Annotated in this window: 11 protein-coding genes; 7 read left to right on the top strand and 4 right to left on the bottom strand. The window is 44.7% G+C overall.

From position 1 onward, the window contains the following. Positions 1-19: 19 nt before the first annotated feature. Complete coding sequence (locus tag T357_RS0108930; RefSeq protein WP_031551224.1) at positions 20-247, bottom strand: helix-turn-helix domain-containing protein; 228 nt, start codon at positions 245-247, stop codon at positions 20-22. A 264-nt stretch (positions 248-511) separates the two neighbouring features. Here T357_RS0108930 and T357_RS0108925 point away from each other — a divergent pair, with 264 nt between their 5' ends. Beyond that, complete coding sequence (locus T357_RS0108925) at positions 512-1,978, top strand: hypothetical protein (RefSeq protein ID WP_031551221.1); 1,467 nt, start codon at positions 512-514, stop codon at positions 1,976-1,978. 238 nt (positions 1,979-2,216) lie between these two features. On the opposite strand, the gene T357_RS0108920 is transcribed toward T357_RS0108925, so the two are convergent. Beyond that, positions 2,217-3,587, bottom strand: a complete 1,371-nt coding sequence (locus tag T357_RS0108920; protein WP_031551219.1) for an MATE family efflux transporter — start codon at positions 3,585-3,587, stop codon at positions 2,217-2,219. 142 nt (positions 3,588-3,729) lie between these two features. On the opposite strand from T357_RS0108920, the gene T357_RS0108915 reads away from it, so the two are divergent. The 5 genes from T357_RS0108915 to malQ all read left to right on the top strand — a co-directional run bounded on the left by T357_RS0108915 (position 3,730) and on the right by malQ (position 11,681). Continuing rightward, positions 3,730-4,485: an exodeoxyribonuclease III gene (locus T357_RS0108915; RefSeq protein WP_031551216.1), complete on the top strand. Its 756-nt coding sequence runs from the start codon at positions 3,730-3,732 to the stop codon at positions 4,483-4,485. Between the two features lie 203 nt (positions 4,486-4,688). After that, positions 4,689-5,015 carry a hypothetical protein gene (locus tag T357_RS0108910; protein ID WP_197027325.1) on the top strand — a complete coding sequence of 109 codons (327 nt, stop codon included), beginning with the start codon at positions 4,689-4,691 and terminating at the stop codon, positions 5,013-5,015. Positions 5,016-5,226: 211 nt separating this feature from the next. Further along, positions 5,227-7,374 (top strand): alpha-amylase family glycosyl hydrolase, encoded by a 2,148-nt coding sequence (locus T357_RS0108905; protein WP_049962357.1) that lies wholly within the window; start codon positions 5,227-5,229, stop codon positions 7,372-7,374. Positions 7,375-7,389: 15 nt separating this feature from the next. Then, on the top strand, positions 7,390-9,972 hold the full coding sequence (gene glgB / locus T357_RS0108900) for a 1,4-alpha-glucan branching protein GlgB (protein ID WP_031551211.1): 2,583 nt from the start codon (positions 7,390-7,392) through the stop codon (positions 9,970-9,972). A gap of 17 nt (positions 9,973-9,989) precedes the next feature. Next, entirely contained in the window at positions 9,990-11,681 is a 1,692-nt protein-coding gene (gene malQ, locus T357_RS19160) for a 4-alpha-glucanotransferase (protein ID WP_044916598.1), read from the top strand. 61 nt (positions 11,682-11,742) lie between these two features. Here malQ and T357_RS0108890 read toward each other — a convergent pair whose 3' ends face one another. After that, positions 11,743-12,402 carry a hypothetical protein gene (locus tag T357_RS0108890; protein ID WP_049962356.1) on the bottom strand — a complete coding sequence of 220 codons (660 nt, stop codon included), beginning with the start codon at positions 12,400-12,402 and terminating at the stop codon, positions 11,743-11,745. Between the two features lie 362 nt (positions 12,403-12,764). Here T357_RS0108890 and rho point away from each other — a divergent pair, with 362 nt between their 5' ends. Then, the gene (gene rho, locus T357_RS20235; RefSeq protein WP_242840087.1) at positions 12,765-14,801 is read left to right on the top strand and encodes a transcription termination factor Rho; all 2,037 of its coding nucleotides are present in this window, start codon (positions 12,765-12,767) and stop codon (positions 14,799-14,801) included. Between the two features lie 148 nt (positions 14,802-14,949). Here the strand turns inward: rho and T357_RS22185 are convergent, their stop codons facing one another. Beyond that, positions 14,950-15,033, bottom strand: a complete 84-nt coding sequence (locus T357_RS22185) for a putative holin-like toxin (RefSeq protein ID WP_242826618.1) — start codon at positions 15,031-15,033, stop codon at positions 14,950-14,952. Between the last annotated feature and the right edge of the window lie 275 nt (positions 15,034-15,308).

Raw genomic sequence — 15,308 nt, 5'->3', positions numbered from 1 at the left:
TCCACTTACGCGGGCTGGTTTATTCTTTCGGATAAGACTTTCGAATATTACTGACACCTGAAATGTAGTCCATGGAAACATCATAAAATTGGGCGAGCAGAATCAATCGCTCGACCGGAATTCTGGAACGATAATCTTTTTCATATTCATTGTAAGTTTGCTGGCTGATGCCAAGCTCGTGGGCAATAGCCTTCATAGGGAGATTTTTTTCCTCCCTGAGTTCTCTGATTCGCTCGTAATATTTCATAAATGTTTCATGGAATTCTCCTCGGAACATCATATAAACATTTTAAACCCGCGGTTGATTTTACTGGAATATCCAGTAAAATATATATCATATTCGTGTATTATCGTGTTTAGTTTACTTAATTTTAGGAGCCAATTAGATCTGCATCTGTATGTCAGAGATAAATGGCGAAAAACATGCATTTATAGAGGAGACCGAACTTATGACATGTAAATGTCTGAGATAAACGACGAAAGCAAGAGTATATAGTAGGAGAATAGAATAATGGGAACATGTGACAACGATGAGGTTGTGATCGATCTGCTGGACATGCTGGCTTATTTTTTCCAAAAATGGAAATTTCTGCTGGCAGGTCTTGTTTTTGGTGTCCTTTTGATAGGATGTCCGCTTACATACAGGCAGTACAGGCAGATTCAGAGCAAATATGCTGATACAACGCTGGATGCCATACAGGAAGACATGACCAAGGGAGAAATCGAAACAGTCAACCAGCTATATAATCGTTATAAGACTTTTAGGAAACGAATTACAAATAATCAGTATTATATGGATCATTCTATTCTCATGAATATGGATCCCAACAATGTTTCAAATTACTATGTAAGCTATGTATTTGAGGCAGATCAGCGGACTGCGGTGGATTATTTTAATGATTTTTCACTAAATCTTGATGATTATAAAGACATTGCTTTGATTCTTGGAAATGAGGCTGACCCCAGATTTGCATATGAAGTACTGAGTATTCGGTGTACCGCAGCAGCTGATGACAAGATCATTGATGCGGATATGCCGGATAAGATAATTGTCAATGGAGATATTTCAAATAAATACCGTGGCCTGGTAAAACTCAGAATCAAGGCAAGTAACAGAGAACAGTGTGAAAAAATTGCCGGGATTGTTGACAAGGCACTATCAAAAGCTGTGACAGAGTTAACGGATATCGGAGTTACAGTAAAGCTGACCCAGTCAGGAGTGAACTATACAGAAAGTGTAGACACGGGACTGGTGGAGCAGCAACAGTCAAGGATGGCAATGGGAAGTGAGCTTGTTGCCAGCTATAATGCATTTGAAAAAGATAATAAGTCCTCCCTTAACAGCCAGGAGCAGAAACTGTTTGAATACATGATCCATCATGATGATTTCGTTACACAGAGACCTAGCTGGAAGAAATATGTTGTTGTCGGTGGATTTGCCGGAGCATTTGCTGTAGCAGTAGTTTTATGTCTCATGTATTTGTTTGCAGGTGATTTTAAGACGGTTGAAGATGTTTCAAGATTCACCGGAATAAAGCTGGTCGGATGCATTTACAAGAAAGAAAAACCCTTTAAAGGATTAGATAAACTGTTTCTCGGAATTGCCAAAAGCATCAAACTACGAGGACATGCTGAGCAGCAGGATGAAGAGGCTGCGGCGGTAACTGTAACAAGGATAACAGAGTACTGTAAGCAAAAGAACTTTAATCACATTTTTATTGCCAGAGATGATTCATCCGATTATGCAAAAACCATAACTGATCAGATGGTTAATGATTTAAAATCCCAGATTTCAGATGTTGAAGCAGGTGACCCTTTAAAATCACCGGAAGATCTCAAGAAATTACATTCTTCCGACATGGTTGTGAGAATGATTTCATTAGATAAGGCACGAAAGCTTGCACTGAAAGAACTTAAGGAAATGTGTGCAGAAGTAAGCATTCCTATATTTGGAGATGTAGTGATCATCAATTCATAAAATCAAAAAGCTCGTGTAGGCATATTATGTCCTACACGGGCTTTTTTACTTTTGGACTAAAAGTCCTAATATTTTTTCGATCGAAAACCCTCACATTTCTCCGATTCAAACCCTAATATTTCTCCGATTCAAAACCTGATATTTCTCCGACTGAAACCCTCATATTTCTCCGATTCAAAACCTCATATTTCTCCGATTGAAATCATCACATTTCTCCGATTTGACATAGCATTCTACTCTACAGCCTTGCCTCTTCCCCATCCTGCTTAGGCAGCCTGAAGTACACTGTCATAAGCATCGTTGTGAATGCAGCTGTTCCGCCGATTATGTTTGAAATCGGCTCAGCGGCAAATACACCGTCGACACCCATGTAAAGCGGAAGTATCAGGGTCAGCGGAAGGATAATGATGATCTTCCTGAGAGTTGAGAAGAAGATAGCCTTCTTCGACTGTCCAAGGGCTGAGAAAACCGACTGTCCACAGAACTGTCCCATCTGGAAGATGAAGGCCAGAAGGTAAAGCCTGAGACAATGAGTTCCTACTGTGATGGTCTCCATATCCGGCGTGAAAATGCGGATAAAGAAAGTCGGGAAGATAAGTATAAGTATCCAGACAAGTCCGCCGTAACTGCTTGCGGCAGCAGACGCAAAGACGATGCCCTGCTTTAAACGCTTGTATTTTCTCGCTCCGAAATTGTAGCCAAGCACGGGCTGTGAAGCGTGAGTGATGGCAGTTCCCGGAAGGGAAATAAAGTCTCTTATGGAATTAATGATGGCAAAGATGCCAATGTATAAATCTCCGCCGTAGTCACGAAGCATGATATTACAGGCTGCCTGAGTTACGGTGTTGGTGGATTTCATTAAAAAATTGGCAAAGCCCAGGGTGGCGATCTCACGGGCTATCCCGCTGTTGAAACGTATCTCTGAAAGCTTAAGTCTGAACAAAGCTTTCTCTGAAAGCAGGAATCTTATAACCCAGACAGCACTTACTATCTGGGAAATGACAGTGGCGATGGCGGCTCCAACCACACCCCAGTTTAAAACAAACATTAAAATCGGATCCAGAATGATGTTCAGAATGGCGCCGATGGCAGTGGTTATCATACCGGTCCTTGGGAATCCCTGAGCACTGATGTAGTAATTAAGTCCGGAGCCCGTCATGAAGAATACTGTGCCCAGGATGTAGATAGTAAAGTAGCTTTTTGCATATGTATAGGTGGCATCACTGGCTCCCAGGGCATAAAGCATTGGCTTCATAAAGATAAGTGTCAGAACAGTCATGACTACTGAGGTTACGATAAGAAGAAATGCACTTTCACTCATGATGCTGTGAGCTCTTTTTTCATTGCCCTCACCTCTCGCTATGGAAAAGAGGGGGGTTCCGCCGATGCCGAACCAGTCTGTGAATGCGGTGATCAGAGTTATGATCGGGAAGCAGACACCGACTCCCGTCAGGGCAAGGCCGTTGGAACCCGGGAGGTGCCCGATGTATATTCGGTCGACTATGTTGTAAAGGAGCTGTATGATCTGAGCCACCAGTAGCGGAATGGACTGAGCCATGATGGCTTTTATGACAGACCCTTTTGAAAAATCCGTAGCGGTTGATGCCAAGGTGAAACCTCCTGAAAATTCATTATATGACGAGTGTAACACCCCATAAGGATGTGGTAAAATACTAAAATACCATAAGAGCTATAGATTAATAGGGATGTGAATCCTGAATTCTGAATATACTTTACAAGGAGAATATGCTATGAAAAAAATGATTTCCTGGAATGTTAACGGTCTTCGTGCCGTTATGGGCAAGAACTTTATGGAAGATTTTCAAAAACTTGATGCCGATATCTTCTGTCTTCAGGAGACGAAGCTTCAGGCCGGACAGATAGATCTGGACCTCCCGGGATATCACCAGTACTGGAACTATGCAGAGAAAAAGGGATATTCCGGCACCGCTCTTTTCACTAAAGAAGAGCCCCTGAATGTGACTTACGGCATGGGAATTCCCGAGCATGATATGGAAGGCCGTGTTATAACAGCAGAGTTCCCGGACTATTATGTTCTCACTGTTTACGTTCCCAACTCCCAGGGTGAACTCAAGAGGCTTCCCTACAGAATGGAGTGGGAGGACGCCTGGAGAAACTACATTAGCGAGCTTGATAAGAAGAAGCCGGTCATCTATTGCGGAGATCTCAATGTTGCCCACGAGGAAATAGACATTAAAAACCCGGCAACAAATCATCATAATGCAGGCTTCACGGATGAAGAACGTGCCAAGTTCTCGAGACTCCTGGCAGCAGGCTTTGTTGACAGTTTCCGTATGCTTCATCCGGACGCAGCAGATGAGTACAGCTGGTGGTCCTACCGCATGAAGGCGAGAGAGAGAAATGTAGGCTGGCGTATAGACTACTTTGTTGTATCCGAAAAGCTGAAGGACAGGATTAAAGATGCAAGCATTCATCAGGAGATAATGGGATCGGATCATTGCCCAATAGAGCTCTGCATTGAATAATTAAACGGTATAGTTCTATACATAGATTAAGATCATATGCATTGATTGCTTGAATAGATAATTCGAAATTTTCTGTAATGCCAATAAAGCTCATATATTTAGATAAACAGCTTGTGTAGGATGGAATTCCTATGTAAGCTGTTTTTAAATTTGTAATTAAGAAAAACATTGCGACTCCATGGATTGAAACCAAAATAGAAAAATTGACTCAAATTGGAAAAATAGCCCAAAGCAGTCAAACAAAAGAACCTACAGCTATGACCCAAATTGGAAAAATAGCCAAAAGCGGTCAAACAAAAGAAGCTGCGACTATGACTCAAATTGGAAAAATAGCCAAAAGCAGTCAAACAAAAGAACCTACAGCTATGACCCAAATTGGAAAAATAGCCAAAAGCGGTCAAACAAAAGAAGCTGCGACTATGACTCAAATTGGGAAAATAGCTAAAAGCAGTCAAACAAAAGAACCTACAGTTATGACTCAAATTGAAAAATACCCAATTGCAGTCAAGCAAAGCATGAAGGTGGTATGACTCATATCGAAAAACCCCTAAATAAGGTCAAGCAAGTTTATCCGTTTATAAGCCTCTCGTATTGGTGTGAATAGAAAAACCGTGAACCGTAACGTTTTTTGGAAAAAATCTCCTAAACAAGTACATTATATGATATACTTATTCCAACTATACATAAATGTATTTATCCTATCCCTTATATGCCACACCGGGAAACAAAAGTAAGGAAAAAATGTTTGGGTTAAGAAAAGAAAATAATATATATATATTTGAGGCAGTTGTTCATACCGAGCAGCTGTTCCTCAATCTATATGACGGTAACAGAAAGGTTCGACAGATAGCCTTTGATCCTTACCGGCGCATAGGTGATGTGTGGAAGCTTGAGATTTCGGAAGATATCTCAGGCTACAGCTATTGCTATGAAGCGGACGGAAATGTTTTTACCGATCCCAACGGAACGGTATTTGAAGGAAGGAAAAGATTCGGTTATCTGAAGGATGGCACCAGGATACTGAAAACCCCTGTGGGGGAGGCGGTGGCCATGCCTGAAATCAGCGAGGAGTGGATGAAGGACAGACCTTTGGAAACTCCCTATGACGAAACCATCATTTATCGTCTTCATGTAAGAGGATTCACGGAGCACAGCTCCTCCGGACTCAAAAACGATGTCCGGGGCACATTCCAGGGCATCATAGAAAAGATACCGTATCTTAAATCCCTGGGAGTAACTGCGGTGGAACTCATGCCGGCCTACGAATTTAACGAGGTAATGCTCCCGGACTACGGCAGCAAGAATCCCTATCAGACAGAGGTTAAGCCTACAGGCCGCATAAACTATTGGGGCTTCACCAAAGACGCCATGCAGCTGGCACCCAAATCAAGCTTTACCTCAGATCACAAAAACCCTAGAAACGAATTTCGAAAAATGGTGTATGAACTGCACCGGAACAATATAGAAGTAATCGTCGACCTGTATTTCACCTACGAGACATTACCGGACTACATAACCACGGTGATGAGGTACTGGCGCATCAACTATCACGTGGACGGCATCCATATGATAGGTTCCGCCCCCTACAGCGTCATCGCCCGTGATCCTTATCTCAGCAGATTCAAGATCTGGGCCGACAGCTGGGAGGATCCGAACCGCGGAAATGACAGATACGGAGCCTACCGCCATGCGACCACGAAATACCTTGCGGATTACAATGACGGCTTCCAGAACGACATGCGCCGCATCCTGAAGGGAGACGAGAGCATGCTGCAGGCCCTTATGAGCAGGATCAGATACAATCCTGAAGAGCGGGCAAACATCCAGTATATGGCCAATGTCTCCGGCATGAGTCTCTATGATGTCCTGAGCTATGACAGAAAGCATAACGAAGGAAATCATGAGGACAACCGTGACGGCACCAACATGAACTTCTCCTGGAACTGTGGAGAGGAAGGTCAGACAAGAAAGAAATCCATCAAGCAGCTTAGAAGGAAGATGTGGAGGAATGCTTACCTCCTCCTCATGCTCAGCCAGGGAACTCCCCTTATAAACTCAGGTGATGAGTGCGGGCAGACGAGACTTGGCAATAACAATGCCTACTGCCAGGACAACAACATTAACTGGCTTGACTGGCGGCTTCTTGATAAGAACAAAGAGCTTTACGAGTTCGCAAAATACATGATCGCCTTCAGGAAAAATCACAAGGTATTCCATCAGAGCCAGGCGCTAAGGATGCTGGACTACCGTTCCGTAGGCATCCCGGATTTAAGCTTCCACGGCGAGAATGCCTGGAGGCCGGAGATGGAAAACTTCAGGCGTCAGCTCGGAGCCATGTATGCCGGTGAGTATGCGGATGATGATACCTTCCTGGTGCTTTACAATTTCCACTGGGAGAAACATGACTTCATGCCGCCGCATGCTCCTGTAGGCAAGAAGTGGGCAGTAGCCATAGATACTTCAAAGGATGACATTAACGGCATCTATCCTGAGGGGCAGGAGCCGGAGCTGGATATCTCGGATATCATAGTTGAGCCGAGAACCATAGTGGTTCTTAAGGCTGTTAAGGATAAGAGCTATAAGCCGAAGAGGAAGAGAGCAGTCCGGAAGAAAAAGGACGTGACTGACAACGGAAAAACAGCTGAAGGCAGCCCGGAAACTCCGGAGCAGGAATCAAAAGCTGAGGGCAGCCCGGAAACTCCGGAGCAGGAATCAAAAGCTGAAGGCAGACCGGAAGCCCCGGAGCAGGAATCAAAAGCTAAGGGCAGTCCTAAAACTCCGGTGAAGAAGTCAAAAGCTGATACAGATGCCGCGGCATCTTCAGAAGATACAATTAGTACAGAGAAAAAGAATGACGCAATAGAAGGCGCTTCTCAAAAGAAGCGCTAAGGAGGAGAGGAACTCATGACCGAAAAATTATATGATGTAATGAATTGGGCAGATGTAGAAGATGTAACTTATGCGGAAACAGCAGATCCCAAAAACATTCTTGGAGCACATGTTGTTCCCGAGGGACTTTTAATTCAGGCTTTTGTTCCTACGGCAAAAGACATCGAAGTAAAGATCCAGGGAGACAGGGTTTATCAGATGGAGCTTGCTGATGAAGAAGGCTTCTACGCAGTGCTGGTTCCCATGAAAAAGAAGTGGGAGAAAGAACTTCCCAAGTACTCCTATATCATTACCTATGATAATGACACCACCACCGAGTCTGAGGATCCTTATTCATTTGCTTCCATCTATACAGAAGAGGATATCAAGAAATATCAGGCCGGCATCTGGTACAACATCTATGACAAGATGGGCGCACACCCCATCACCATTGACGGGGTAAAGGGCGTAGTATTCTCAGTATGGGCGCCTAATGCTGAGCGCGTGTCAGTAGTTGGCGACTTTAATATGTGGGACGGAAGACGCAACATGATGCAGAGACTTGGGAATTCAGGTGTATTTGAGACTTTTATTCCTAAGCTCACTCCGGGAACAGTTTATAAGTATGAGATCAAATGCCGTCATAAGGAGCCTTTCCTGAAGACTGACCCTTATGCAAATGCAATGGAGATGCGTCCCAACAATGCCTCCGTTGTAGCTGATCTTGAGAAATTCACCTGGACAGATAAGGCCTGGGAGGACAAGAAGCTTGAGCTCAAGACCTCCGGCATAAAAGAGCAGCCTATGAGCGTTTACGAGGTTCATCTCGGATCCTTCGCCCGTAAGCAGATAATGATAAATGAAGACGGAACCGAGGTTCCGGGCTCAGAATTCTATAACTACAGAGAGCTTGCAAAGAAGCTTGCTGCATACGTAAAGAAACAGGGCTACACACATGTGGAGCTTATGCCTATCATGGAGCATCCTCTTGATGCAAGCTGGGGCTATCAGGTATCAGGCTACTATGCACCAACAAGCCGTTACGGAACACCTGAAGATTTCATGTTCTTTGTTAACCACCTTCACAATGAAGGAATCGGTGTTATCCTTGACTGGGTTCCGGCTCACTTCCTGAGAGACACCTGGGGACTTGCGCAGTTCGACGGAACAGGACTTTATGAGAATCCGGATCCTGTACTTGCAAGCCATCCTCACTGGGGAACCCTGACATTTAACTATCGTAAGAACGAGGTTTCAAACTTCCTCATCGGAAGCGCTATGTACTGGGCTGACAAGTATCATGTTGACGGACTCCGTATGGATGCCGTAGCGTCAATGCTTTATCTTGACTACGGACGCCAGGGTCAGGGAGCACCGAGAAATATCTACGGCGGAAATGAGAACCTTGATTCCGTAGAGTTCCTTAAGCACCTGAACTCACAGTTCCACAAGAGATTTCCGGGAACACTCCTTATAGCTGAGGAGTCAACGGCATGGCCTAATATCACAAGCTCTGTAAAGGATGAAGGACTGGGCTTCGACCTCAAGTGGAATATGGGCTGGATGAATGATTTCCTGGGATATATGGAGACAGATCCTTTCTTCCGTAAGGGAAGCTACAACCAGCTTACCTTCTCAATGCTTTATAACTACTCAGAGGACTTCATGCTTGTGTTCTCACATGATGAAGTTGTTCACGGAAAGCGTTCACTTCTCGGAAAGATGCCGGGACAGACCTTTGAAGAGAAGGCAAGAAACCTCCGTACCGCTTACGGCTACTTCTGGACACATCCCGGAAAGAAGCTTCTCTTCATGGGACAGGATTTCGGCCAGTATGATGAGTGGTCCGAGAATCAGGAGCTGGAGTGGAACCTTCTCGAGTATCCGGTTCATAAGGAAACCCAGGACTTTGTCAAGGATCTTAATGCAATCTACAAGGCACAGCCTGCATTATGGCAGCTTGACTACTATCCGGACGGCTTTGAGTGGATCAACTGCAGCTACAGCGATCTTTCCATGGTGATGTTCATCAGAAAGACCGACAAGCCGGGTGAGACCATCCTTGTAGTTACAAACTTTGATAATGTTGCCCATCCTAAGTTCAGAGTGGGTGTTCCGTTTATGTGTAATGCCAAGGCCCTGATCTCAACAGATGATGAGAAGTACGGCGGTTTCGGTATGGTTAAGCATACTCAGATAAAGGCAAAGAGAATCCTCTGGGACGACAGAGACTTTGCCGTAGACCTCGACATCCCGTCCATGTCTACAACCGTTTATCAGCTCACACCTTGTGCGGAAGCAGATGAAAAGGCTCCTGCAAAGAAGGCTCCTGCAAAGAAGGCTGCAGCAAAGAAGAGTACCTCAAAGAAATCCTCAAAGAAAGAGGATACCGAAGAAAAGTTAGCAGCAAAGAAGACAGCAGCTGCCGATGTTGAGGTTGTAAATCTTTCAGACGCCAAGAAGCCGGCTGCAAAAAGGACAACTGCCGGAAAAAGTAAAAGTACGACAAAAACCACAGCAGGCAAAGCAAAAACGGACAGCAAGCTGACAGTAAAAAAGCCGGCGGCAAGCAAAGCTTCAAAGCAGGCCTCAGGTGCAGCAAGACGCCGTAAGGGATAAGTCGAGGAGATCAGTTAATGAAAAAAGCAGGCGTGTTGATGCCGGTATTTTCTTTTCCCGGAAAATACGGCATAGGAACATTGGGGAAAGAGGCGTACAGTTTTATAGATGTTCTGCGGGATACCGGAAATAAGATCTGGCAGGTGCTTCCCATGGGGCCGACCGGTTTCGGGGATTCACCCTATCAGTCGTTCTCGGCATTCGCAGGAAATCCTTACTTTGTGGATCTGGAGGCTCTTATAGAGGAAGGGCTTCTCACTGAAGAAGATCTGGAGGATCCGGAGGAGTTCGATTTCGGTGACGGCGAAGCCATTGCGCTTCTTAAAACTCTATGGCAGAAAAAAGCCTGGGAGGGCGATGAGAAGGCAAGAAATCTTCTGTCAACTTTGAACCAGGGAATCGATAAGTACGAAGAGGAAGACAGCCCCTTCAAGGTAAATTACGGCAAGATCTATGTAAGTAAATTTAAAGCACTGAAGCTTGCTTTTGAGAACTACAAAAAGCAGGGCGGAAAGATCGATAAGATATACAAGGAGCTGAGACCGGAGACCGTAGAGTACTGTGTGTTCATGGCTATAAAGAACAACTACTTCGGTGCAAGCTGGGACGTCTGGCCCGAAGATCTTCGAGACTGTGAGAAAGCAGCGGTCGAAGAATTCAAAGCCGCTCATAAGGATGAGATAGATTTTTATGCCTTCATCCAGTACCTCTTCAATAAACAGTGGGGTAAGCTCCATGAGTATGCAAAGATCAAAGGCATTGAGATAATCGGTGACATACCTATCTACTGTGCCCCGGATTCCGCGGATGTCTGGGCTCATCGCGAGCTTTTCCAGTACACGGTAAAGGGCGAGCCCAAGAAGGTGGCGGGAGTTCCGCCAGATGCATTCTCAGCTACGGGACAGCTTTGGGGAAATCCTCTCTACAGCTGGGATGTACATAAAAAGACCGGATATGAGTGGTGGCTTTCACGTATGGATTACTGCCTGGAAATGTATGACACACTGAGAGTTGACCATTTCAGAGGTTTTGAAGCATATTATGCTATACCTTACGGCGATGAAACCGCTGAAAACGGAGAGTGGGTTCCGGGACCGGGAATGGACCTTTTCGACGCCATGACAAAGCATTATGGCAGGAAGGACCTTCCCATCATCGCAGAGGATCTCGGTATCATCACGGATGAGGTGAAGGAGCTTATGAAGAAAACAGGCTTCCCGGGTATGAAGATACTTCAGTTTGCCTGGGATTCCGGTCCTGATAATGCTTACCTCCCACACAGTCTCACGACGCCTAACTGCATTTACTACACCGGCACACATGACAACGACACCCTTAAAAACTGGTTTGAGACCTTACCGGACTGGATAAGGAACTATATGTACATGTACATGAGCAGGTCTCACAATGACTGGAATGCCATGCCGGAGCTTCTGATCAGGCTATCCATGAGCACCGTGGCGGATACGGTTATAGTACCTGCGGGGGATTATCTGGGTCTGGGAGCCGAGGGAAGGATAAACACCCCCGGAACCAGCGGAGGTAACTGGCAGTGGAGAATGAGTAAGGGCGCCTTTACCGATGAGATAAAGCGGAAGATGTCTGAGATCGTCGGAGTTTACGGACGGTATTATCATAAGGAGGAGGCTGCTCCGGTAGAAGAAACAACTCCGGAGGATGAAAGCCTTCTGGAAGAAGAGAGTTTTTGATTTATTCACGAAAAAAAGCCCCGGTTCGTTGTGAACCGGGGCTTTTTGCAGCTATCTTTATTTAGTTGACTGAGAAACTTGCCTGAGCTTCGTTGCCGGCGAGATCCTTTACATAGACTGTTATGGCATCGCCTGCCATGGAGAAGGTAACTCTTCCGGTGGTCTGATTGATATCTGTGGGCTTAACATTGTTACCCAGATTATCGATACCGTAGATGGAATCCCAGTTTACGCCGGATTGAGTATCGGAAACATCGAACTCTAGATAACCTGCGCCAAGTACGATGGAATCCTCATCGATAACAGGATTTGCCTCATCCAGGAGATTAACCTGTATATATGTTGATTTTGTCATCTGGTTAATGGCTACGGCCTTTACTGTCAGATTACCGTTGTTTGTGAGTGTACACTTGTAAGTTGAACCATTCTTCTCAAGAGGAACTTCCTGTCCCTCGATGGTAGCTGTGACTGATTTCATTGGAATAAGGGATGAAACCTTGAAGGAGACATCAGCGCTTTTGTAATCCTTTGTATCAGGTTCATCAGCAGTAATGGTCGGTGTCTGGATAACGAAAAACAGGATGAGACCGTTGATCACCAGATACGGAATCAGGAATCCGAGGAAGAATCTCAATATCCCTGACTTTGAAGAATCGTCCTTTATTTGGCGTCCCTGAGCACTGTTACGTGAAGGGCGTCTGTCTGTATTTGCTCTTGTCATATTTACCTTTCTGTGATAATAAGAATCACTGCGCATATAAGTCCAACATAATATTAGACTTATGTGAGTATAACAAAATGAATCTTGCGTTACAAGACGGTTATTGTTATACTTATCAATACTTGAATACTATTTTCGGAAAATTTAATCTTTTTATCGATAATTATTTCCCAAAACACTTATAAAATTACATTTAATGATAGATATTTAATATATCAAACAAGAGTTATTCATTGATAGATATTTCCAATAATCTGGGTATAGTCATTTATATTTTCAGAATTAAAAATCAATCATAAATACTTGCTCAAGAACAATCAGTCAGTGATATAAATCTTGCGCCAACCGATCAAGGAGGATACATGGCAGACGAAAAAGACGAGAAAATGACAGCTGAGTCTAAGCCGGTTAGCAGAAGAACCAGAACTAAGGCTGTTAAGGAAGAAAGCGGTGATGCAGCTGAGAAAAAGCCGCGAACAGTCCGTAAGACAAAAGCAAAAGCTGAAGCTGCGGAAGCTGTTGAGAAGGAAGTCACGGCAGCAGGGGAAGCAGCGGCTGATTCCGGTGAAGAAAAGCCGAAAAAGCGCACAACCAGACGTACTGTGAAAAAAGCGGAAGAGGCAGAAGGCGCTCAGGGTGCTGCAGCAGAAGAGAAGAAGACAGTCCGTAAGAGAACCACAACCAGGAAAACTGCGTCTAAAAAGAGTGATGAGGAAGAGGCTCAGGCTGAGAGTTCTGAGACTGTTTCTGCAGACAGCGTAACGGAGAAACTGTCCGATACATCCGCAGTTCAGGCAGAGGGCAGTAATGACGAAGCTCCGGCGAAAGCATTGGCAGCAGAGGCTTCCGATGATACTGACGCAAAGGTTCAGGAGAACAGGACAAATGCCCATCACAAGACCATAGTTGTTAACAGAAAGGGCATCCACGGGGTTAAGCCTGTCAGAAGTCAGGGCAGGGACACAAGGAATGAGCATTATACCCAGAGAACCGATAATGTTAACAGGCCGGAGTCTGTGAAAGAGGCGGGAAGTGTTCCAAAGCAGGAAAATCCTTACAAGGAATCTGAATTTATCGAGAAGGATGCTGCCGATCGTACAGAAGAAGATATGGCAACACGAGATGCCGCTATCGCTAAGGCTGCCGAGAATGAAAAGACCGATGAGCTTGATAACGAGACTCAGAAGACTCCTACAGGAAATCCCTGCGGCGGAATCCTTGAGGTTATGCCGGATGGCTTTGGATTCACAAGATCCGAGAATTTCCTTCCGGGCGAGAGTGATGTTTATGTAAATCCGGCCATCATCAAGAGATACAGACTTAAGACCGGTGACGTCATCAAGGGACTTTACAGAAGTAAGAATCCCAATGAGCGTTTCGGTGCTCTTTCCTATATAGAGACAGTTAACGGTAAGCCGCTCAGTGCTATTTCCCAGAGAAAGAGCTTTGACCAGCTCACACCGGTATTTCCAAATCAAAGAATAAAGCTTGAAGTTGATGGCGAGAAGGCTCCTACATCATTACGTATTCTTGACCTCCTTGCCCCTATCGGTAAGGGACAGAGAGGAATGATCGTGTCACCGCCTAAGGCAGGTAAGACCACGCTTCTTAAGCAGGTTGCCAAGGCTATAGTTAAGAATGAGCCAAAGATGCATCTGCTTATCCTTCTTATTGATGAGCGTCCCGAGGAAGTTACGGATATGAAGGAAGAGGTAGAGGGAGGACTTGTTACAGTTATCTACTCAACTTTCGATGAGCTTCCGGAGCATCATAAGAGGGTTGCGGAAATGACTATCGAGAGAGCAAAGCGCCTTGTTGAGCAGGGCGAGGATGTTACAATACTTCTTGACTCCATCACAAGACTTGCAAGAGCCTACAACCTGGTGGTTCCCGCCTCGGGAAGAACCCTTTCAGGAGGTCTGGATCCTGCGGCTCTTCATATGCCTAAGAGATTTTTCGGTGCTGCAAGAAATATGCGAGAGGGAGGCTCTCTTACCATCCTTGCAACAGCACTTGTGGATACAGGATCACGTATGGATGACGTTATCTACGAGGAGTTCAAGGGTACCGGCAACATGGAGCTGGTGCTTAACAGAGAGCTTCAGGAGAGGAGAATATTCCCGGCTATCGATATCGTTAAATCCGGTACACGCCGTGACGATCTGCTTCTTTCCGAGCTTGAACGGAAAGCGGTGGATATCATTCACAAGAGAACCTATGATGAGAAGGCCGGAGCCGCAGAAGAGGTTATCAGTCTTTTCGATAAGACCTTTAACAATGATGAGGTATGTCAGTTTATCGTGAATGGTAAGCCTGTGATGCGCAATTCAAATGCAACTGCCAACTCGGCTGCAAATCCGAATTCGCGACTGGCTATAAAGATCAACAGACCACAGTAATAGATATTACTTTTACGATGAAAATGTATATTGAAATATACTAGATATTGATTTACTATAAAGATGTAAAAAGTGCTTGCCGATAGACGGTTAGCCCTTTACTAGGTTGTTAAAAAATAACTGCCCAAGTTTGTTAGGCTGAGGGCGGTTATTTTTTTGTTATCTTATAAACAAGACCAATGATAGCAACTATCAGAATCCCAAACTGGAATAAATCAGAATAACTTACCATGGAGCCCTCCTTTCTGAAGGGACTTACAAAATGCCCTTCGTAATGAAAGGGCTAACCGCCTACCGCTTTGGCAAGCACTGGCTGGATTGTAGCATAGGATGCAGAATTATCCTATAGTCTGAATTTCGACTATATTTCAGGATATTGATTATTGAAAACCTATTGCAATAAAAAATGATTTGTGTTATTTTGATATGGCTTTACAATTAACTAAGCGCGTGATTCTGTATCATGTGCGAATTTATATGGTTGGAAACCATGTAGAAAGAGGTACA

This window comes from Oribacterium sp. FC2011, from assembly GCF_000701645.1.
GTDB lineage: Bacteria > Bacillota > Clostridia > Lachnospirales > Lachnospiraceae > Oribacterium.
This window is presented reverse-complemented; position numbering and strand designations above follow the sequence as displayed.

Excerpts from the sequence above, each read along its gene's own strand:
- T357_RS0108930 (WP_031551224.1), bottom strand. The coding sequence starts at position 247 with ATGAAATATTACGAGCGAATCAGAGAACTCAGGGAGGAAAAAAATCTC.
- T357_RS0108925 (WP_031551221.1), top strand. The coding sequence starts at position 512 with ATGGGAACATGTGACAACGATGAGGTTGTGATCGATCTGCTGGACATG.
- T357_RS0108915 (WP_031551216.1), top strand. The coding sequence starts at position 3,730 with ATGAAAAAAATGATTTCCTGGAATGTTAACGGTCTTCGTGCCGTTATG.
- T357_RS0108905 (WP_049962357.1), top strand. The coding sequence starts at position 5,227 with ATGTTTGGGTTAAGAAAAGAAAATAATATATATATATTTGAGGCAGTT.
- glgB (WP_031551211.1), top strand. The coding sequence starts at position 7,390 with ATGACCGAAAAATTATATGATGTAATGAATTGGGCAGATGTAGAAGAT.
- malQ (WP_044916598.1), top strand. The coding sequence starts at position 9,990 with ATGAAAAAAGCAGGCGTGTTGATGCCGGTATTTTCTTTTCCCGGAAAA.
- T357_RS0108890 (WP_049962356.1), bottom strand. The coding sequence starts at position 12,402 with ATGACAAGAGCAAATACAGACAGACGCCCTTCACGTAACAGTGCTCAG.
- rho (WP_242840087.1), top strand. The coding sequence starts at position 12,765 with ATGGCAGACGAAAAAGACGAGAAAATGACAGCTGAGTCTAAGCCGGTT.
- T357_RS22185 (WP_242826618.1), bottom strand. The coding sequence starts at position 15,033 with ATGGTAAGTTATTCTGATTTATTCCAGTTTGGGATTCTGATAGTTGCT.